Raw genomic sequence first — 21,539 nt, 5'->3', positions numbered from 1 at the left:
TTTTTAACAGGAAACACATCGTGTACCCAATAAAGTCAATTTACTTGTGTTAATTTCAGTTTTTAGCTTAATTAATGATTAAAATGAAAAAAAAACTAGAAATTTTACAAATTTAACTCACACTTATCAGTATTGAGCCGATAATATATTTAGATAACTCAAAAAGGTAAATAGTATGGCTTCAGGCTTCTCTTTTCAAAACCTAAGCATAACTAAAAAAATACATGCAATAACATGTATTGCAGTTGTTGCTTTTATAATTATGGTATTAATTAATTTTCTTGCCATAGATGATAATAGAGCTTCTTTAGATGAAATGGGCAACTCTTCATATAAGGTTGTAAAGTTAACATCAGCGAACGTCGGGCTGTTAGAAAAACTAGATGAGCTTTACACCCAAGCAGTTACATTTGGCGAACAAGACTTAATAACTAAAGCTGATGATACTTACAAAACAATTGAATCAAACATAAATTTAATTAAGCAAATGAGTAATGGCTACATTAGCAATGATGTAGTGAAAGAATTAGCCGACTACGAGAAGATATCAGCTACAATTGCTAATGGTATGGTAAATGGCACGGCCGATTTTAGTAAAATTCAGCAACAAGCCCAGTTAAAAACAAGTCTTTATGGTTCTGTTTTAGAGAGCTTTAAGGCAGCCCAACAAAAGGCAGATAACCGTTTTTTTGAATTAGTTGAAAGCACTAATACGCGCTCAGATAATGCCCTTACTTTAATGCTTGTTGTATCTATTGTATCTTTATTATTGCTTTTATTTATGGCGATTTGGATTGCGAAAAATATTGGCTCATCAGCAAGCGATGCTGCAAATAATTTAAGCTTATTAGCAAATGGAAAAGGCTCTTTAAGTACTCAATTAACCGTGAATTCTAAAGATGAAATTGGCCAAGTTTCTATTAATTTTAATGCTTTTATTGCGCTGTTAAAAGAAACCGTACTTGAAGTAATTGCTGTATGTGAGCCATTGATGGAAAACTCTACCCGTTTAGTACAGGGTATGGAGCAGGCTGAACGCGCAACAACAAAACAAACAACAGATGCTGAAATTGTTAAGCAATCAATGGAAGAGATGAAGCAAAGTGTTGGTGATATTTCTCAATCTGCAGCAAATGCATCACATGCGGCTGAAACAGCAGAAAAAGAAGTAGAGCAAAGCCGTACCCAGGTACAAATGTCTGTCAATGCATCTCGTACGCTAAGTGATGAAATTAACCAAGCAGCAACAACAATTAATAAACTTGCGGACGATACAAAAAACGTATCACAAATATTGAATGTAATTACTTCAATTGCCGATCAAACCAACTTACTTGCGCTTAATGCGGCTATTGAGGCTGCGCGTGCTGGTGAACATGGCCGTGGGTTTGCGGTAGTAGCTGATGAAGTACGAGAACTTGCTTCACGAACCGCCCATTCAACGAATGAAATACGCGAATTGTTAGGTGCTTTGACGACCGCTGCAAATGATTCGGTTACTGCGATGACTTCAGCTCGAGATATGGCAACAGATAATGCAACAGCGGCTGAAAAAACAGGAATATCAATTGAGAAGATTGCTGAGCAAATGCTAGAAATAAATGGCATGAACTCACAAATAGCAGCAGCAACTGAAGAGCAAACATCGGTTGCAGCCATGGTTGTAGAAAATGTATCTAATATGCATGTTTCTTTTGAAGATACCATGGACTCATTACTGGCTGTAAGAGATGTAGCTAAAAACCTACATTACTTATCAGATAACTTATTAGACGCTACAGCCAAATTCAGAATTGAATAATTAACCTGAACAGCTAAAGTCTCTATTAAAGCCTCCTTTTGGAGGCTTTGTTGTTTTGAAGGCTAGCTAGGTATGTCTCACCAGCCTGCAACAATAGAACAACTTAGAACGCAAGATTGGACACGAGATTAACTTGTTAAGCCAACAGACATAACTTTTTACAGGTACAAAAAAACCACCATTTGGTGGTTTTTTTAATTTACGGGCTAACGGCTAAAAGGTCGCAACCACTTTTACATTGTCACTAACTTTTGCACTATCTACGTAACCGATAGCATCTGCATTAGCTGCTACAAAATCTATTACAGCTTGATCTGAGCCTAATTTCTCTGGAGGTGTCCCTTTACCTGTAAATACAAGTTTAGACCAGTAAGCATTAAGCTGGCTGCCAGATTTACCTACAACTTTATCGTTAAACTCATCTGCAGCAGCGGTACCATCTTGGTTTACTGGGTTTACCTTAGTACCATCACCAAATGACTTGGCTTTACCAAGGTATATCTTTTTGATTGTATCTGCATCTAAAGCATTTGCGTTACCAGCGTTAACTATTACTGCAACTTCTGCAAAAGCATTAATTGAGCACAATGAAAGTGCACTAGCTAAAATTAATTTTTTCATTATCTGCTCCAATTAAAATACAAGATCAACGCCAACAGCAACAACATCAGTTTCTGTATCGGTTACATCGTCTTCAAAGCGGCTAAAGTCAATTTTAAATGCTGCAGAAGGGTGGAAGTCATAACGCGCGCCGATAGTGTATACATTGCTTTGCGCTTGAACACCTGTCAATGCACCGTTTATAGCGGCATTCAGACTTGGCACTGTTGCAATTGGATCGAAGCGAGATGCATCATGTTTATCGTCATTATCTTCATACGTAAAATGAACTATAACGTCATCCAAGCGATAACCTACAGATGCATAGTATTGTGTTTGCTCAGTTAAAATGCTGTTTTCTACTTCAAACTGTGTATATTCAGCGTCGAATAAGAAATTATCATAATCAATTGAGAAGCCAAAGCCTAGGAAGTAACTGTCATCTTCGTCAATTGCAATATCGTCAGCTAACGTGTTTAAGCTGTTTGCACGAAGTGCCGCTTCTAAGCCATTTAACGCAGCGCCGCTAGGGTCTGTTCCGTCAAGTGCAAATGATGTTTCTGCAACCAAGTATGCAGCACGTACACTGAACCAGTCATATGCAAGTGTCCAGTTAATGCCTGCAAAATCGTTAAGTTCGCCTTGAGTTTTTTCAGTAATTGCATCTAATTCGCCGTCATAGCTTCCGTACATTAGCTGCACCGTTGAATCCCAATCGCCAAGCTGTGTATTGTGCAATAAGCTTAAACCTTCATATGTAGAAAAAGGAATACCATAAACTGACTGAGGTGGGCGTACCCAACGATAAGCGTAACCAACATCCAAAAAGTCTGAATAGCGGAAAAATGGAGCTCGCATTTTACCCGCGCTAATTTGTAACTCGTCGCTTAGTTCATAAGTTACGTAAGCCCATTCAAATTCTGCGTCGAAATCATTTTCACCACGGGCAACAATTTGAGCTGTGGCCGTTAGTTTCTCCATTAGGTCAGCTGATAGCTGTAATGCAAAGACACTTTCGTTTTTAAATGAAATGTCATCATCATATCCATATAAGGTGCTGTCACTATCAAGGCTCTTTCCACCGACAATTGATGCAAAGCCATTAATTCGAACTTCGGCGCTAGCATAGTTTGTTGCTAAAGCCGCACATAATGCTACTGCTACAGATAGCTTTTTCATATGTATTTCCTATTAGTTAATTAGATGTTGATTCAAGCGTATTATAGAAGTGAAATAGAGCTATATCTAATCAATTTAGCAAGTTAGTAATAAAAATTAATAAACTTAATACTTTGTTATTGTTTTTTGTGTTATATACCTGAAATTTTTAATGTAGGTTAATGATTTTAAGTAAAATATCAAAATAAGTTGCAACCAATTTAATTTCATAACATATATTTACAGCGTGAGGTTTTATGCCGTAATTGCATAAGAGGCAAGTATAGCTGCAACGTGTTAGCTTTTCCTCCATTAGGTACGTTTTTACTTTTATCAAAAAATAAATACATAAATTCACAATTGTGTAATATAATGCCCTTCCAGAGGAAAGATGCTACCACGCATCTTTTTTTATGCCCAAAACTTACTGGTTGCACCAGTAAATGCATAATAAATAATTTACGGTATCCTTTGGAGAATATTTTGAAACTACGCAAACTCTCACAGTTAAGCCTAGCAATAGTTGCTGCCCTGACTACCTCAGTAAACGCTGAAGAAACCAAAACAACAGCAAAGCAAGATGCGTTTGAAAAAATTGAAGTTACAGCTCGTAAACGTACAGAGAGCTTGTTTGAATCTCCAACCGCTATCACATCAATTGGTGCTAACTTAATTGATAAAGCCAATATGAGTAACCTTGAAGATATTGGTAAATACGTCCCTAATCTAAATATCACACGTTACGGTGTAGGCAATGCAGCCCATGCTTCTGTATTTATCCGTGGTATTGGCTTACAAGATCACATTATTACTACTGACCCAGGTGTGGGTGTATACCTTGATGGGGTTTACTTAGGTCGTCAAATGGGGTCTAACTTATCATTACCAAATGTTGAGCGTGTTGAAGTACTGCGCGGCCCACAGGGTACTTTATATGGCCGTAACACGTTAGGTGGCGCAGTAAACGTTATTACAAAACAGCCGGGCGATGAAGGTATTTTAACAACGTCTGCAAAGTTAGGTAGTCGTGGTCGTATTGCAGGCGATGTGTACTTTAATAACTCATTAAATGATGAGTTAAGTATGTCAGCAAGTGCGTCATATAAAACGCGTGACGGCGTTGGCGAAGCAGTAAATCTAGCGAACCCTGAAAAAGAAATTGGTGAAGAAGAAGAGTTTAGCGGCCGCGTAGCCCTTAAATGGCAGGCCAATAGCGATTTAGCGTTTACTTTTTCACTTGATGGTGTTGATAACGAGTCGGGTCAATCTCCTTACACTATTGAGTTAACTGAGCCGCTTGATGCAAATGATGTATTTAATGGTGACTTTCCTTTATTAACACAGGACATGATCCCATCAGACCCTGATGATCTAGGCACTACCGTTGCTGGTATTGAATCTACGTCTTACTCAGGGTGGGGTACGTCATTTACTGCTGATTGGGCAATCGATGATACGTACACGGCTAAATTTATTTCGAGTTACCGCACTTCTGAATACGAAGGTGGACTTGATGATGATGCGTCACCTCTTAACTTATCTGAGTTCCCAGAAGAGGGTGGTGCAGACCAGTACTCGTTTGAAATCCAACTAAATGCGACTTACGAAAATATGGACTTTGTATCAGGCCTTTACTTCTTTAATGAAGATGGCTTTACGCGTTCTGGTCCATTTGTATTTAGCCCATTCAACACACCTAATGGTTTATTAAATGATGGTGTTACACCTTCATTTGGTGGCTATGGTGACTTTGAAATAAACCAAGAAACAAACTCATACGCTGTATATTTTAATACAAGTTACGATTTAACAGATGATTTAAGTATTGGTGGTGGCCTTCGATACTCAAAAGATGAGAAAGATGCCGATGCGATTTTCCCTACATTTGCTGAACGTAAATACGTAAGTGCAGAGTTTGACGCTGTGACGTGGGATATTAATGCATCTTACCAAATCAGTAACAACATGAACGTTTATGGTCAAATTCAAAAAGGTTATCAAACTGGTGGCTTCCCACCACGTCCATTTGGTGGACCTGATCAGTTTGTATCGTTCGACGAAACTAAAGCCGTTAACTACGAAATGGGTTTAAAAGGCCAAGTACACGAAAACGTATCTATGATGCTAGCGGTATTTGTTACTGATTACACTGATTTAGCACTTCCGTTTTCAGACCCAACAGCGGGTGGTGGTTTTGTAACTATTGTTGAAAATGCGGGCCAATCAAAAGCGCAAGGTATAGAACTTGAAACCACCGTTGCAATTACTGACGACTTCACATTAAGAAGTGCGGTAGGTTACTTAGATTCAGAGATCACTGAGGTTGATGCGGGTGTTCAAGGTATTGGTAAAGGTGATTCACCGGCACTAACACCTCGTTGGACTGTAATGGTTGCCCCATCATACTTTATGGATTTAGACAGTGGTGCAACGGTTGCACTAAATGCTAATTATTCATACCGTAGTGAAATGCAAGGTCAGTCAGTTTATAGCCAGAGTGAAACGATTGATTCGCGTGAGCTAGTTGGCTTTAATATTTCTTACACTAACGCATATGGCGATATGGAAGTAACACTTTATGGCGAAAACGTACTGAATGAAGTATACGATGTAGGTCGTTTACAGCAATCAGGGTTTGTTGGTGTTATGAGAAGTAATGACCGCAGCGAATTTGGTTTAAAATTCAAAAAAGATTTTGAGTTATAAACTGAAGTTTGCGTAAAAATACAATGTAATTTAAACATTATATTTTATTTTGCTAAAAAGGCCGGATCAGTTTTTGATTCGGCCTTTTTAGTTTGTGCAAAGGTCTGGTTGTTCGATACAATAGCGCCCTAAATTGCCAAATGGACTCTGTGATGAAAATTCTTGCCGATCAAAACATGCCTTTAGTTGAGCAGTACTTTTCAGATTTTGGTGAGGTTGAGCGGTTTGATGGGCGTAACTTAAAACCTGACCAACTGATAGACGTAGAAGTATTACTCACGCGATCTGTTACCAATGTTACTAGTGAGCTATTAGCAAAAGCGAATAAATTAAGCTTTGTTGGTACTGCGACTATTGGTATCGATCATATTGATACAGATCTTTTACAAGACAAAAACATCGCTTTTACAAGTGCTCCAGGGTGTAATGCTGTTGCTGTTGCAGAGTACGTTATTAGTAGTTTATTTGCATTAAGCCAAGAAAATGCCCGCCCATTAACAGGCCAAACTATTGGCATAGTAGGGGTCGGGAGTATTGGCAGTTGTTTGGCTAAAAAGTTAAAATCATTAAATGTAAAGCTGCTTTTGTGCGATCCATTAAAACATGCACAAGGGTTATTGAATGAGCATGTAGAGTTAGATGAGCTACTTACACAATCAGATATTGTAACTTTCCATGTGCCACTTGTTAAAAAAGGGCCACATAAAACACTTCACATGATGGATAAAGTAAGGCTTAACGCCTTAAAACCGGGTACTACGATAATTAATGCCAGCCGAGGGGATGTTATTGACAATAGTGCTTTACTAGATTTAATGGAAGCAGGGGCTGATTTAGATTTAGTGCTTGATGTGTGGGAAAATGAACCTAATATTTTAACAGACTTACTTGCACATGTACGCTATGCCAGTGTGCATATTGCAGGCCATACACTTGAAGGCAAGGCCAGAGGCACACAAATGCTTTACCAAAAGCTGTGTGAGCTTAAAGGCGTTGAGGCTTCAAAATCTTTAACCGATTTTTTGCCCGTACCAGCTATAACGCAAGTGGCTATTGCTGAGAGTTTTACAGAGCAAGACATCTCACGTTTAGTGCACACAATTTACGATGTAAGAAGGGATGATGGGATTTTACTTCGTCATCTAGAGTCGGATGGTTTTGATAGTTTACGTAAAAACTATCCTATAAGAAGAGAATTTAGCACCTTAACCGTTAAAGGTGATGGCTCGCAGTTAGCTGCCTTAGGTCAACTTGGTTTTAAACTAACCAACTAATTATTAATTTAACGGTGTTTTAATATCGTTTAAAGAGGAAAAAATATGTCGCAAAAATATAACGTTGCCGTACTGGGTGCTACTGGTTTAGTAGGACGTCAAATTATCGAAACTTTATCAGATCGTAAATTTCCGGTTGATCAGCTATTTTTGCTTGCGAGCAGCCGCAGTGCAGGTGAAGACATTAAGTTTCGTGGTGAGACAATTGAAGTACAAGACGTTGAAGGCTTTGATTTTAGCCAAGCGCATATTGGATTGTTTTCTGCCGGTGGGAGCGTCTCAGAAAAATATGCCCCAATTGCAGCCGATGCAGGTTGTATAGTTATTGATAATACCTCGCATTTTAGAAATGATTTTGAAATCCCCCTTGTTGTTCCAGAAGTGAATGCCTCAAGTCTTGCCGACTTTAGAAATCGTAATATTATTGCAAACCCAAATTGTTCGACTATTCAAATGATGTTGGCATTAAAGCCAATTTACGATGCGTATGGTATTGATAGAATAAATGTATCAACTTACCAAGCGGTATCAGGGGCTGGGAAAGAAGCTGTTGATGAGTTAGCAAAGCAAACAGCTAACTTGATGAATGCTCGCCCAATGGATAATGAAATATTTCCTAAGCAAATAGCCTTTAATGTTATTCCGCAAATAGATAGCTTTGAAGATAACGGCTATACCCGCGAAGAAATGAAAATGGTAAACGAAACGCACAAAATATTAGGTGATACAACAATCGCAATAAACCCAACGTGTGTGCGTGTTCCTGTGTTTTTTGGTCATTCTGAATCTATTAATATTGAAACACGTATGCAATACGACTTCGAACACGTTAAACAGCTGTTAAATGATGCACCAGGCGTTGAGCTAATTGACGATGAAGGTGATTATCCAACAGCGGTTTCCGATGCCAGTGGTAACGATACTGTATATGTTGGCCGTTTGCGCGCTGATATTTCACACCCTCATGGCCTAAATATGTGGGTTGTTAGTGATAATACCCGTAAAGGTGCTGCAACCAATAGCGTTCAAATAGCTGAAGAGTTAATAGAAAATTATATGTAACATTTTTAAATGTTAAGCACTCTTTAAAAGCGGTAAGCACTATGTGTTTGCCGCTTTTTGTTTAAATAGAGTGCCACTTTTTTGCCGTTTTTTATAATATTTAATAAAGTTACTGATAATACTCAATAAATCAATATTAAAAATGTGTTGTTAAGGCATTTCTTTTCAATGTGTTGCAATGGATATTGTGCCCTAAGTGGTTTATAGTTTGTAATTGGAATAGAGCTTGCAACAAAAATAGATTGTAATAACAAATGTGAGTCAGTCATTAGACTGATAAGGCAAGAGTAATCAATGTTTACGCACCTATTTAAAAGTGCTTTGTAACATTTAGACATTAAAGGATCAGCATGCGCGGTTTGGCTATACTTATAATATTAGCGTCTGCACTGGTAGTAACGCCTGTATATACACAAGATAGTACCCAATTAAAGGGGCCTAAAGGCGTTGACTATGGTGCTCAAGGGCGGTCTATTGGTCCGATTAAACCCACCGATACACTTTGGCGCATAGCCGTAAAAGTGCGTCCAGATAACTCTGTAAGTATTTATCAAGTTATGCAGGCCTTGTATAACAAAAACCCCGACTCATTTTTAGATCAAAACCTCAATCATATGCGAAGTGGGGCCTATTTAAAAATACCCACTTTATCTGAAATTAGACGTGTGAATACTCAACTAGCTAGGCAGCGTTCTGAGCAAGATGACGAGCTATGGGAAAAGAAAAAAAACGGAACACTTACACAAACTGAAATAACATCAGCTCAAACACAAGTTACACAAGCGCGTAAAGTTGATGTAGACGACGCCAAAAAAGAGTTACAAAAAGAAATAAAAGAAATCAAAACCGACCAAACTAATAAATTAGTTGAGTTACAGCAACAGTTTAAAAGTTCAGTAACAAATGTTGAAGAGATTTTAGTTGAGAATAATAACCTTAAAAAACAGCTGACTGGAATTTCTAAAGAGCTCGAAAATGTTCGCCAACAATTAGGGCAAGATAGTGAAATACAGCTGCAGCTAAAGGAATTAATACTTAAACAAAACGAAATAATTGCCCAGCAAAAAGCTAAAGAGGTTGAACCTCAAAGCAGTTTTGACTTATTAGCCTTGTTGTCAAACCCTATTGTGCTTGGGCTGTTAATGTTCATTCCCGGATTATTGATTATCTTTGCAATTGTTATGTTTCTTCGCAAAAGAAAAGGCAATCAAGAAGAGTCTCAAGCAGATGATGAATTTTTACCGCAAACTCCAACTTATTCTAATGAGGATGACTTAGCAACTGATCCACTTGATGACCCAATCATTCCAGATCCATTGGATGACTTGAGCGTTCAATTAGATGATCACCTCGAAGGTGACATGCTTCCAGATGATGATTTATTAGAAGATGACTCAGACGAACTTGATGATTCAGATAACTTACTTGATCAAGACGAGTTAGAAGGCCTTCTTAGCGACGATATTGTTTTTGATGATGAAAGTGACGAAGACGATGAAGTCGATATTTTCACGCAACAAGGATTTGACGACAGCGCTGATGATAGCTTGGACGATATTGATTTAGATTTAGACCAAGAACCGTCTGGCACTGATGATATTTTAAGTAATGATGACTTAGATAGCCTATTTGACGAAGATGACAGCTTACCTGAGTTTGATTCACCAGCAGAAAAAGAGCCACAAAGTGATAGTTTAGAATCTAACGATGAAATGGCAGCATTGAGCGAAGAGCTTGCGACCGATGATTTTGATATAGATGATTTACTTGATCAAACGAGTGCCGAACCAGTAGACACATCTGATAAAACTTCTGAAGAAAGTGACGATTTTGACTTAGACGATATCGACAGCTTAATTGATGAAGCAAATGATGATTCAGCTAATGAAACGCCAACGGATACGTTAGTTGAAGAAAGCGATGACTTTGATTTGGACGATATCGACAGCTTAATTGATGAAGCAAATGATGATTCAGCTAATGAAACGCCAATGGATACGTTAGTTGAAGAAAGTGATGACTTTGATTTGGACGATATCGACAGCTTAATTGATGAAGCTAATGATGATTCAGCTAATGAAACGCAAACAGAGTCGTTAGTTGAAGAAAGTGATGACTTTGATTTGGACGATATCGACAGTTTAATCGATGAAGCAAATGAAGATTCCGTAAATGAGGCGCAAACTGATGAGTTAGTTGAAGAAAGCGATGACTTTGATTTGGACGATATCGACAGCTTAATTGATGAAGCAGATGGAGATTCCGTAAGTGAAGCGCAAACAGAGTCGTTAGTTGAAGAAAGCGATGACTTTGATTTGGACGATATCGACAGCTTAATTGATGAAGCAGATGAAAATTCAGCTAATGAAACGCTTACAGAGTCGTTAGTTGAAGAAAGCGATGACTTTGATTTGGACGATATCGACAGCTTAATTGATGAAGCAGATGGAGATTCCGTAAGTGAAGAGCAAACAGAGTCGTTAGTTGAAGAAAACGATGACTTTGATTTGGACGATATCGACAGCTTAATTGATGAAGCAGATGAAGATTCAGCTAATGAAACGCTAACAGAGTCGTTAGTTGAAGAAAGCGATGACTTTGATTTGGATGACATCGACAGCTTAATTGATGAAGCAGATGACGATTCAACAAATGAAACGCTAACAGAGTCGTTAGTCGAAGAAAACGATGACATTGATACTGCTTTGGCCGGTTCTGTCGATGATTTAGCTGATGCACAAGAAGAGTTAAATGTTGATGATGTCGAGTCTTTAGCTTCAGCTTTGATTGATGAATCTGAATCGGAGAATGAGTCTGAAGAAGAGCCTGAGCTTGCAGAAGAGCCTGAGCTTGAAGGTGAGCCAGAGCTTGAAGATGAGCCAGAGCTTGTAGAGGAGCCAGAGCTTGTAGAGGAGCCCGAGCTTAAAGAAGTGCCAGAGCTTGAAGAAGAGCCAGAGCTTGAAGAGGAGCCAGAGCTTGCAGAAGAGCCTGAGCTTGAAGATGAGCCAGAGCTTGAAGAAGAGCCAGAGCTTGCAGAAGAGCCAGAGCTTGCAGAAGAGCCAGAGCTTGCAGAAGAGCCAGAGCTTGCAGAAGAGCCAGAGCTTGAAGAAGAGCCAGAGCTTGAAGATGAGCCAGAGCTTGAAGAGGAGCCAGCACTTGAAGAAGAGCTAGAGCCTAATGAAGTGCTTGAAGACTTTGGGGCCGATGATTTTACAGACACATCAGACACGCTTTTAGATCCAGAAGATTTACTGGATGAATATAACGATGATGCGTTGCAAAGTGTAGACGAACTCTTAAATGAATTACAACAACCAGAAGACTCAGAATACGTAGAAAGCCCTGATTGGACACTTGATGATCTGGACGATGAAATTGAAGAGGTTGAAGTTGATCTAGGTGATGATCCATTAGCAGAAGACACAGACTCTGATTTATCCCTTGAGGATGAATTACTAGAAACAGAATCAATAACGCCTAGTGAAGAGTTAGACGATTACCCTGAGTTAGAAATAGCTGAAGATCAAGGGGCTGAAACGCAAGAGGCTACTAACAATGAAGGTGAAAATGTTGTTAGTCAAACAGAAAAAGATTTAGCTGACTCTATTTCTAAGGGCGCAGACTTGAGTAACTTTGACGAGGAACTTGATGATGAGCCCCATGCCACTGCTGATTTTGATGAAGCCCCAATAATTGATGACAATGAGCTATTGGCGGTAGGCGATGCTGAAGAATTCGCGACAAAAGAAGAGCATAATGAATTAGATGATGACGAAGAGTTTGCAGAAGAGGTTTCAGATTTTTCGGATAATGATATCGATGTGCTGGCTGATGAAGAGCTTGATTCAGAACTATCACCAAGTCAAACAGAGCAAGAATTATCACAAGCGCTCTCATCAAGTATTGATTTAAATAGCCTAGAAGATGACTTTGACGATGAGCCGTTAATCGATAGTGAGTTTGAACAGTCAGATTCTGGACTTGATACTAATTCAGAAAGTGAAGAACCACTACCAGAAATTACAGATGAAGCATTGTTATCGCAAGAGGACTTTGATGATTCACAGGTTGATTCAGCAGGGTTAGACGCCGACTTAGAATTTGATTCTGTCAATGCAGAAGACTTTGAGGAGCTTGTTTCAGAGACGCCAGATGGTGATACTGATAACGACGAAGAGCTAGATGGATTAAATTTAGATGAAGTTGTTAGTGATACCACAATTGATGAAACTTTAGATGCAGGCATAGAGCCAGAACTATCACCAAGTCAAACAGAGCAAGAACTATCGCAAGCGCTCTCATCAAATATTGATTTAGATAGCTTGGAAGATGATTTTGATGATGAGCCATTAATTGATAGCGATTTTGACGAGTCAAGTTTAGAGCCTGAAATTAATGAAGAAGCCAACGTTTTAGTCCCAGAGGATACGGACGAAGATTCATTACTAGGCGCTGATTTAGAGTTTGATTCAGTGGGTGTCGAAGGCGTTGAAGAGCAAGTTTTAGAAACGCCCCCAAACGACATTGAGAGAACGGATACTAAAGAATTTGAACAAGATTTAGATGATGGCGGCAGTGCGATTGCTCAGGAAGTCGACATTGAGCATGAACCAGAATTATCACCAAGCCAAACAGAGCAAGAACTATCGCAAGCACTTTCATCAAATTTTGATTTAGATAGCCTAGAAGATGACTTTGATAATGAACCATTAATTGATAATGAGTTTGATGAATCAGAATTAGTGCTAGAAACTAATGACAAGGCTGAAGTTGCAGCGCCTGAAGTTACTGATGAAAACCAATTTTTAGAAGAAAACCTTGAATACTCACAAAACGATTTAGCAGAAACCGGTGTTGATTTAGAACTTGATCCTTTACCTGTTGAAATAGATGAGGTGCCAGTTTCAGATGATGACGCTGATAGCACTGATTTACCTAATAGCGTAGAGTTTGAATCATCTGATTTAGGCATCGAGCAAACTGTTGATGATGAACTAGATGAACTAGATGAACTAGATGCTGAGCTTGAAATCAATGACGAGGTTGAGGGATCAATTGCTCAAGTTAACGATGATGCGGTTTCATCAGAAGAAGTTGAAGAGCTACTTCCTAATAGACCGAATAATGGTGCTGATTTCTCAGGTTCAGGTGAAGATAATAGTGAAATAACCAGTGACGATACGTTAACTCCAGAGCTTGATAACAACGAAGCTGATAATCAAAATTCAGCTGAAGATGATATAGACAGCGCGGGAACTAACTTTAATGACGACCTGTTAATTGATGAATTTAATGAACTAGATGGTGAGCTCGACAATCTTAACGACTTAAACGATGACACACTTGATGATTTACTCTCAGAGTCGAATAACGCTGATGCGGACTATTTAGCGCCTGATAGCAGCGTTGGGCTAGACAATCCAGCATTTATAAGTGAATCGGACGATGAAATAAATGAACAAACTAATGTTGATCGTGAAGCTGAACTAACTCAAGTTGACTCTCAGGGTGATACTAACCTTGTATCAGATGAAGCACTTGATGATGAATTTATGGCTGATTTAAGTGAAACCGATTTCGATTCATTGCTCAATGAGTTAGCCGCTCCCGATGAACTTGCTATAGAAGATAGCAGCGAGTTTGATGTTGACTTTGATTCTTTATTGAAAGAAGACTTAGTTGATGAAGAAGTGTTTAATCATAAAGAGCCAGTCCCTGAAGCTGAAGACGCAAAACCTTTAGGTGAAGACGATTTTGTAGATATTGACTCATTACTTGAGCAAAGTGACGATGCTGAACTTGAGCATGAGCCTTACAATGACGTAAACATAGATTTAGGTTTAAGTGAGTTTGATGCATTACTTGCTGGTGATAATCCAACAGACGTTGATGCCGAGAGTGGAGGTTACTCCGCTAAGTTAGACTTAGCACGTGCCTATATTGAAATCGACGACTTCGATTCCGCGCTTAAAGTGATTGAAGACGTAATAGCAAAAGGGCCTGAAGAAGTTCAAGAAGAAGCGCTTAGTTTGCAAGCAAAATTACAACAATAGCATTTGTGTTAATTTCAATACGATAAACCCATAATTGGTGATGCTGATTATGGGTTTTTTATTGTTTTTATATGATTACATCACGGTCGCTTTTATTGCGCCGCGAGATAGCATAAAATGCGCCGTTAATTAGTACAGTAGGTAAAACGATAAATATGCGAGTAGCACTTGGGGTTGAATATAATGGCGCACGTTATAGTGGTTGGCAGCGTCAATCGCACGTAAATAGCGTACAACAAGAAGTAGAAAAGGCGCTGTCGAGTATCTGTAACCACCCAGTTGAAATTGTGTGTGCAGGGCGAACTGACGCAGGAGTGCATGGAACAGGCCAAGTTGTTCATTTTGAAACCAGTGCATCTCGTGAAATGGTCGCGTTTACTATGGGTATGAACACTTTGCTACCTAAAGATATTGCTATTCGATTTGCTCAACCTGTTGCAGAAGACTTTCATGCACGTTTTAGTGCAACCGCAAGAAGGTATCGCTACGTTATTTATAACTATCCATACCGTGGAGCTGTTATGAACGAGGGTGTTACTCATTTCCATCACAAGCTAGATGAAAAGGTAATGCAAGAGGCGTGTCAGCATTTAATTGGTGAGCATGACTTTACATCATTCAGAGCATTACACTGCCAAGCTAATACCGCTAAACGTACAATTCATCACTTATCTGTTCAGCGCCAAGGTGATTACGTTGTAATTGATATTAAGGCGAATGCATTTTTGCATCATATGGTGCGCAATATAACCGGTTGCTTAATGGATATTGGCTTACACAAGCACCAACCTATATGGTTAAAAGAACTATTAGATGTTAAAGAGCGTGCAAAAGCGAGTGCAACAGCTAAAGCCGCTGGTTTGTATTTAGTCGATGTTGATTACCCAGAGCAGTTTAATATTCCTAAAACCCCACTAGGGCCATTATTTTTACCTGATGTTGATATTTAGTTAGAATTATTAATCGCTAAATTTAATTTCCTCTAACTACTAAGACCAGTTTTTTATACCGTGTTTGTGTAATTCATGTTTTAATTGAAAAAATCTGTCTGCTACTTATTAGCAGACTCGCGACACAGAACAGCATTAAGAGAGTTGCAAATGAGTTGGTTAGAAAAAATCTTACCTAAAACGACTAAGTCGTCAGGTCGTAAAGAAATTCCAGAAGGCGTTTGGGCTAAATGTACAGCTTGCGATTCAATTTTATATAAAGCTGAACTAGAAAAATCATTAAACGTATGTCCTAAATGCGACCATCACATGCGTGTGAGCGGCCGTAAACGTTTAGAGCACTTTTTAGATGAAGGTGACCGCACGGAGCTTGGCACTGAGCACGAGCCTAAAGATGTATTAAAGTTTAAAGACTCTAAAAAATACTCAGACCGTATTAGCGCAGCCCAAAAATCAAGTGGCGAAAAAGACGCGCTAGTTGCAATGAAGGGCCGCTTAAAGGGTATTCCTGTTGCTGCGGTTGCTTTTGAATTCTCATTTATGGGTGGTTCAATGGCTTCGGTTGTAGGCGCACGTTTTGTTGATGCCGTAGACCAATGTTTAGAGCACAACATGCCATTAGTGTGTTTTTCTGCCTCAGGTGGTGCACGTATGCAAGAAGCGCTTATGTCGCTAATGCAAATGGCTAAAACCAGTGCAGCACTTGCTAAAATGAGCGAAAAAGGCCTGCCGTTTATATCGGTAATGACCGACCCAACAATGGGGGGTGTATCGGCTTCATTAGCAATGCTAGGTGATATTAACGTAGCTGAGCCAAAAGCCTTAATTGGCTTTGCTGGCCCGCGAGTAATTGAGCAAACAGTTCGCGAAACCTTACCAGAAGGTTTTCAGCGTAGTGAGTTCTTATTAGAGCACGGTGCAATTGATATGATTATTGACCGTCGTGAAATGCGCGACACATTAGCACGCGTACTTGCTAAATTTATGAACTTGCCTTCTACCGAACAAGAGCATAGAGTAGCGTAAATTTAAGCTTTTCTGATTTATGCTATGATAAAAACAATCCCTAGCCAATCATCAAGCCTTGATGATTGGCTTTTTTATTTAGAAAGTGTTCACCCAGCCAACATTGAAATGGGGCTTGAACGCGTTGCAGATGTTGCCAATAATATTGGTTTACTAAATACCCCCAGTAAAATAATTCTAATTGGTGGCACAAATGGCAAAGGGACTACCGCTCGCTGTTTAGAATCGCTATTACTTGCGCAAGGTTACAGCGTAGGTACGTATGCCTCTCCTCATTTAATTCGATACAACGAGCGTGTGCGCATAAATGGCCAAGAGCTTGATGATCAATACCATGTTGATGCCTTTAACACGCTAGAGGAAGGTCGCGCTAATACGGCGCTTACGTATTTCGAATATGGCACCCTAGGTGCGCTGGCTATTTTTAAACGCTTTGAGGTTGATTATGTGCTGCTTGAGGTTGGTTTGGGCGGGCGCTTTGATGCCACCAATATTGTTACACCTTATGCAAGCGTGATCACAACCATAGATTTAGATCATAAGGAATACCTTGGCGATACCCGAGAGCTGGTGGCGTACGATAAAGCGGGTATATTCCGCAAAGACACTCCCGCTATCATTGGGGACTTATGTATCCCGCATACAATGATTGATTACGGTAACGAGATTAGTGCCAATATGACATTATCAGGCACTGACTTTATATTTAATGAGCATCAAAAAACGTTTAATTGGCAGTTTGAAAAACATAACCTGACACTCAATAAGCCTGCAATACCGGCGCAAAATGCAGCGACTGCTCTAACAGTACTAAGCGTTTTAAATTTATTACCAAATGTTGATGTAATAAAAAATTGCTTAGCTAACTTGGTGGTGGAAGGACGTTTTGAACAATTAAGCACAGAGCCATTGGTATTTACAGACGTCGCTCACAATCCAGAATCAGCTCGCTATTTAGCCAATAAGTTATTAAGCTACAAAGATAAAGGCTTTAAAGTTCACGCATTAGCCGCTATGCTTGCTGATAAAGATAAAGCAGCGGTGCTAAAAGAGCTAACCCATCTTGTTGATTATTGGTTTCTTGCTAGCTTAGGCGGCCCTCGTGGTGATAGTGCTAATAACCTAAAAGAAGCCCTACAAAGCGTATCTACTCACGACAAGGTACAAAGCTTTGAAAGCGTTGAACGAGCACTGAGTGTTATTTTACCTAAGCAGCAAGACAATGTTATTTTAATTGTATTTGGTTCATTTTTTACAGTAGCAGATGCTATTAATTATTTTAAAAAATAGAGAGGATATCGGTGAACTCAAGTTTTATAAATCGCTTAGTTGGAACAAGTATTGTGGTGATCGCAGCGATTGTGTTTATCCCAAACATACTTGATGGCGAAAAAGTGCATTACAAGGAAGGCTTTAAAGCGATCCCAGAGCGACCTGAGTTCAAAACGATTGACTTGCAAGACTCAATTAATGATCAAGTAGCTACAGCTGAGCCGTTAAAGCAAGATAACATTGAAGATATTTCTCCTGATGATGACGTTTTAGAGCAAGACGATACTATTTTACAAAGCAACTTTGCTAGCGAAGAGAAAATAGTTGAAGCGTCAGTTATACCTAAAGCTACAAAAACTGATATTGCTGAACCGCAAGTTGCTAAAGCGAAAGAAGAGACTAAGGTTCCCGAAAAAGTAGTTAAAGAGGCACCTAAGCCTATTACGCCGCGTAAAAGTGATGAAAACCTAACTGATATGGCCTATGTGGTGCAGTTAGGTAGTTTTTCTCATGCTGCAAATGTTAAAGCATTACAGGCTAAATTAACTTCAAAAGGGTTTAATACGTTTACTAAACCTATAAAAACACCCAACGGAACGCTAACAAAAGTATTTGTTGGCCCGTCACTTGATAAAACTGAGTTGGAAAAGCAATTACCAGAACTTAAAAAGCTTACTAAGCTTAACGGTAAAATAACCCAATACGAAGTAACTAACTAATTAAAAAGGCCTTAAACAATAAGGCCTTTTTCTTTGATGTTACACAATTACTTAGGCCAATTTATTAACCGTCAAAATGTTAATTAAATGTTTCAGGTTGGCTGCGGTTATCTCCCGTTTAAACTTGCATACTGAGGATGTTTGGGTATAGAATGCGCCCCAAAATAGCGACTAATTGGTTATTATGATCTGGGTTGATTACGCCATTCTTGGCATCATTGCACTGTCTACCATCATCGGTTTAATACGCGGCTTTGTAAAAGAAGCTATGTCATTAGCGGTATGGGCAGGCGCGTTTATCATCTCAAGTTTATTTTACCAATATTTAGCTTCCTTCCTAACAAGCATTTCTGAACCCCTTTTAAGGAATGCGGCGGCCATTGCCATACTCTTCTTTGCGACGCTCCTGTTAGGCGGTTTACTAAACTATATTTTAGGTCAGCTTGTACTTCGTACTGGCTTATCGGGTACTGACCGTGTCTTTGGCATAGTGTTCGGTGCTCTACGAGGCGTGTTGGTCGTGAGCGCGTTACTCTTCTTTCTTGATGCTTTTACTGGTGCACCTAATACGCACTGGTGGGGTAATTCTATTTTGATTCCAGAATTTGGCTTTGTTGTTGAATGGTTTTTTTCGTACCTCGAAAACAACTCCAGCTTTTTAAATTCAGTAAACCGTTAATCGGCGAGGATAAATTACATGTGTGGTATCGTTGGAATAGTCGGAACGTCTCCTGTGAATCAGGCGATATATGATGGCTTAACTGTTTTGCAGCATCGTGGGCAAGACGCCGCGGGAATAATTACCATTGAAAATAATACGTTTAGCTTACGTAAAGCAAACGGCCTAGTGAAAGATGTATTTCACACACGTCACATGAAACGACTACAAGGTACCATTGGTATTGGCCATGTACGTTATCCAACAGCAGGCTCTTCTAGTTCATCTGAGGCACAGCCTTTTTATGTAAACTCACCATTTGGTATCGCCCTTGCGCATAATGGAAACCTTACAAATGCTGAAGAACTAAAAGAACAGTTATTTTCAGAAGCACGTCGACATGTTAATACAACGTCTGATTCTGAGATATTGCTGAATATTATGGCACATGAGCTTAGTCGCTCAGACAAGTTGCACCTAGACCCTGAAGATGTGTTCACAGCTGTTGCTGAGGTAAACAAAAAAGTAACGGGTGGCTATGCAGCCATTGCTATGATTATCGGTCACGGCGTTGTAGCGTTTCGTGATCCTAACGGTATTCGCCCTCTTGTTTTTGGTAAACGCGAGACTGAAAAAGGCACGGAATACATGTTTGCCTCAGAAAGTGTGGCACTAAAACCTGATGGCTTTGAGTTTATTCGCGATGTAGCCCCAGGTGAAGCTATTTTTGTGACGGAAGATGGACAGTTTCACTCATTAAATTGTGCAGATAAAGTGTCTTACTCGCCTTGTATTTTTGAATTTGTTTATTTTGCTCGTCCAGACTCAACAATAGACAGAATGTCGGTTTATGCAACACGCGTAAACATGGGTACCAAACTGGGTGAAAAAATAGCACGTGAGTGGGCAGATAAAGACATTGATGTTGTCATTCCTATTCCAGAAACTTCGTGCGATGTCGCGCTTGAAATTGCTCGTGTACTTGATTTACCGTACCGCCAAGGCTTTGTTAAAAACCGTTACATTGGCCGTACGTTTATTATGCCTGGTCAAGAAATGCGTAAAAAGTCAGTGCGTCAAAAGCTAAACGCAATTGATCGTGAATTTAAAGGTAAGAATGTATTACTTGTTGACGATTCAATAGTGCGCGGTACCACATCAGCGCAAATTGTGGAAATGGCGCGAGAGTCTGGTGCTAAAAATGTATATTTTGCCTCAGCAGCTCCTGAAATACGCTTTCCAAATGTTTATGGCATTGATATGCCATCGGCAGCTGAACTTATTGCGCATGGCCGTGAGGTTGAAGATATAAACGCAAGTATTGGTTCTGACGGATTGATTTTTCAGTCATTAACAGATTTAATGGCCGCTGTAAGCCAAGAAAACCCAGAAATAACTCAATTTGAAACTTCTGTGTTTGACGGGCAATATATAACAGGCGATATAGATCAAAACTATTTAAACCGAATAGATAAACTGAGAAACGATACAGCTAAAAGCACACGCGAAACAGCGATGTCATCAGGGTTAGAGATACATAACCAAGAAGAAAACGAGACAGATTAATTCTTTCGAGTATTTTAATTTTAGAAAAGGAGCTAATTAGCTCCTTTTTTGTTGGTTGAATATTACTTAATCGAGTTACTTAAAATTTATTATGTGAACATGGGGCTTACAATGCCATTTGTCCAAAGAATCGCAGTGGCAGCTAATATGATGACTAGTAGGATAAGCCCACAAGTAACGACCGAGCTTGCATAAATAAAACCACGTTCTTCAGGTATGTGCATGAGTATAGGTACTCCGGTATAAAGTAAATAAACCGAGTAGGCTAGTGCAACAATACCAGCACATACAACAAACCAAAGCACAGGCCAAAAAGCGGCAAGCGCAGACATAAATACCGGTGTTGCTGTGTAAGCCGCTAGTTCAAGCGTTTGAGTAAAGGTGGGTTTAGAGCCAAAAGTAACGGCCATCCAATGGGCTAAATAGGCAAGTGCAAATACACCTATAATTAAAGCTACATACATGGCTATAGCTATTAACAGCGCGCTCTCATGTGTTAAAAATACTAGACCACCAGTGCCAATGCTCCAGCCCAAGTAAACAGACGAGTAATACCCCATTGTTGATGGAAACAAAGCAATGAGTAAAATATGTGACAAGCTGTAGGTCAAGCTTTCGTGTCGGTTATCAATTGTTTGCCACTCTTCAAGTGGGTGAGCGTATAAGCCCCATAGGTGGTTTAATATCATAGTGT

Annotated in this window: 14 protein-coding genes; 11 read left to right on the top strand and 3 right to left on the bottom strand. The window is 39.4% G+C overall.

Features of this window, described 5'->3' with window-relative positions; genetic code table 11:
* The first annotated feature begins 175 nt into the window (after positions 1-175).
* The gene (locus ATS72_RS06760) at positions 176-1,801 is read left to right on the top strand and encodes a methyl-accepting chemotaxis protein (protein ID WP_006793901.1); all 1,626 of its coding nucleotides are present in this window, start codon (positions 176-178) and stop codon (positions 1,799-1,801) included.
* Between the two features lie 213 nt (positions 1,802-2,014).
* Here the strand turns inward: ATS72_RS06760 and ATS72_RS06755 are convergent, their stop codons facing one another.
* Positions 2,015-2,422 (bottom strand): phosphate ABC transporter substrate-binding protein, encoded by a 408-nt coding sequence (locus ATS72_RS06755; protein ID WP_008130121.1) that lies wholly within the window; start codon positions 2,420-2,422, stop codon positions 2,015-2,017.
* A 12-nt stretch (positions 2,423-2,434) separates the two neighbouring features.
* The gene (locus ATS72_RS06750; RefSeq protein WP_006793899.1) at positions 2,435-3,580 is read right to left on the bottom strand and encodes a porin; all 1,146 of its coding nucleotides are present in this window, start codon (positions 3,578-3,580) and stop codon (positions 2,435-2,437) included.
* Between the two features lie 462 nt (positions 3,581-4,042).
* Between ATS72_RS06750 and ATS72_RS06745 the strand changes: the two genes are divergently transcribed.
* The 10 genes from ATS72_RS06745 to purF all read left to right on the top strand — a co-directional run bounded on the left by ATS72_RS06745 (position 4,043) and on the right by purF (position 20,845).
* The gene (locus tag ATS72_RS06745; protein ID WP_058429514.1) at positions 4,043-6,265 is read left to right on the top strand and encodes a TonB-dependent receptor; all 2,223 of its coding nucleotides are present in this window, start codon (positions 4,043-4,045) and stop codon (positions 6,263-6,265) included.
* Positions 6,266-6,417: 152 nt separating this feature from the next.
* Positions 6,418-7,539: a 4-phosphoerythronate dehydrogenase gene (locus ATS72_RS06740; protein WP_058429513.1), complete on the top strand. Its 1,122-nt coding sequence runs from the start codon at positions 6,418-6,420 to the stop codon at positions 7,537-7,539.
* A gap of 45 nt (positions 7,540-7,584) precedes the next feature.
* Positions 7,585-8,601 (top strand): aspartate-semialdehyde dehydrogenase, encoded by a 1,017-nt coding sequence (locus ATS72_RS06735; RefSeq protein WP_058429512.1) that lies wholly within the window; start codon positions 7,585-7,587, stop codon positions 8,599-8,601.
* Between the two features lie 350 nt (positions 8,602-8,951).
* On the top strand, positions 8,952-14,654 hold the full coding sequence (locus ATS72_RS06730; RefSeq protein ID WP_058429511.1) for a FimV/HubP family polar landmark protein: 5,703 nt from the start codon (positions 8,952-8,954) through the stop codon (positions 14,652-14,654).
* A gap of 155 nt (positions 14,655-14,809) precedes the next feature.
* Positions 14,810-15,604, top strand: coding sequence for a tRNA pseudouridine(38-40) synthase TruA (truA, locus tag ATS72_RS06725; RefSeq protein WP_058429510.1), 795 nt, complete (start codon positions 14,810-14,812; stop codon positions 15,602-15,604).
* Between the two features lie 150 nt (positions 15,605-15,754).
* Entirely contained in the window at positions 15,755-16,630 is an 876-nt protein-coding gene (accD, locus tag ATS72_RS06720) for an acetyl-CoA carboxylase, carboxyltransferase subunit beta (protein WP_024032247.1), read from the top strand.
* Between the two features lie 24 nt (positions 16,631-16,654).
* Positions 16,655-17,920, top strand: coding sequence for a bifunctional tetrahydrofolate synthase/dihydrofolate synthase (gene folC / locus ATS72_RS06715; RefSeq protein WP_058429509.1), 1,266 nt, complete (start codon positions 16,655-16,657; stop codon positions 17,918-17,920).
* Between the two features lie 11 nt (positions 17,921-17,931).
* Positions 17,932-18,621, top strand: coding sequence for an SPOR domain-containing protein (locus ATS72_RS06710; protein WP_058429508.1), 690 nt, complete (start codon positions 17,932-17,934; stop codon positions 18,619-18,621).
* Between the two features lie 184 nt (positions 18,622-18,805).
* The gene (locus ATS72_RS06705; protein ID WP_006793890.1) at positions 18,806-19,300 is read left to right on the top strand and encodes a CvpA family protein; all 495 of its coding nucleotides are present in this window, start codon (positions 18,806-18,808) and stop codon (positions 19,298-19,300) included.
* An 18-nt stretch (positions 19,301-19,318) separates the two neighbouring features.
* A complete protein-coding gene (purF, locus tag ATS72_RS06700) occupies positions 19,319-20,845 on the top strand; it encodes an amidophosphoribosyltransferase (RefSeq protein ID WP_010557197.1) in 1,527 nt (508 codons plus the stop codon).
* Between the two features lie 89 nt (positions 20,846-20,934).
* On the opposite strand, the gene ATS72_RS06695 is transcribed toward purF, so the two are convergent.
* Positions 20,935-21,534 (bottom strand): Yip1 family protein, encoded by a 600-nt coding sequence (locus tag ATS72_RS06695; protein WP_008128633.1) that lies wholly within the window; start codon positions 21,532-21,534, stop codon positions 20,935-20,937.
* Positions 21,535-21,539: the final 5 nt, after the last annotated feature.

It is taken from the genome of Pseudoalteromonas sp. 13-15 (assembly GCF_001468205.2).
In the GTDB taxonomy this organism is placed as follows: Bacteria; Pseudomonadota; Gammaproteobacteria; order Enterobacterales; family Alteromonadaceae; genus Pseudoalteromonas; species Pseudoalteromonas marina.
Note: the sequence above shows the minus strand (reverse complement) of the source record. Positions and strands in the feature narration are given on the sequence as shown.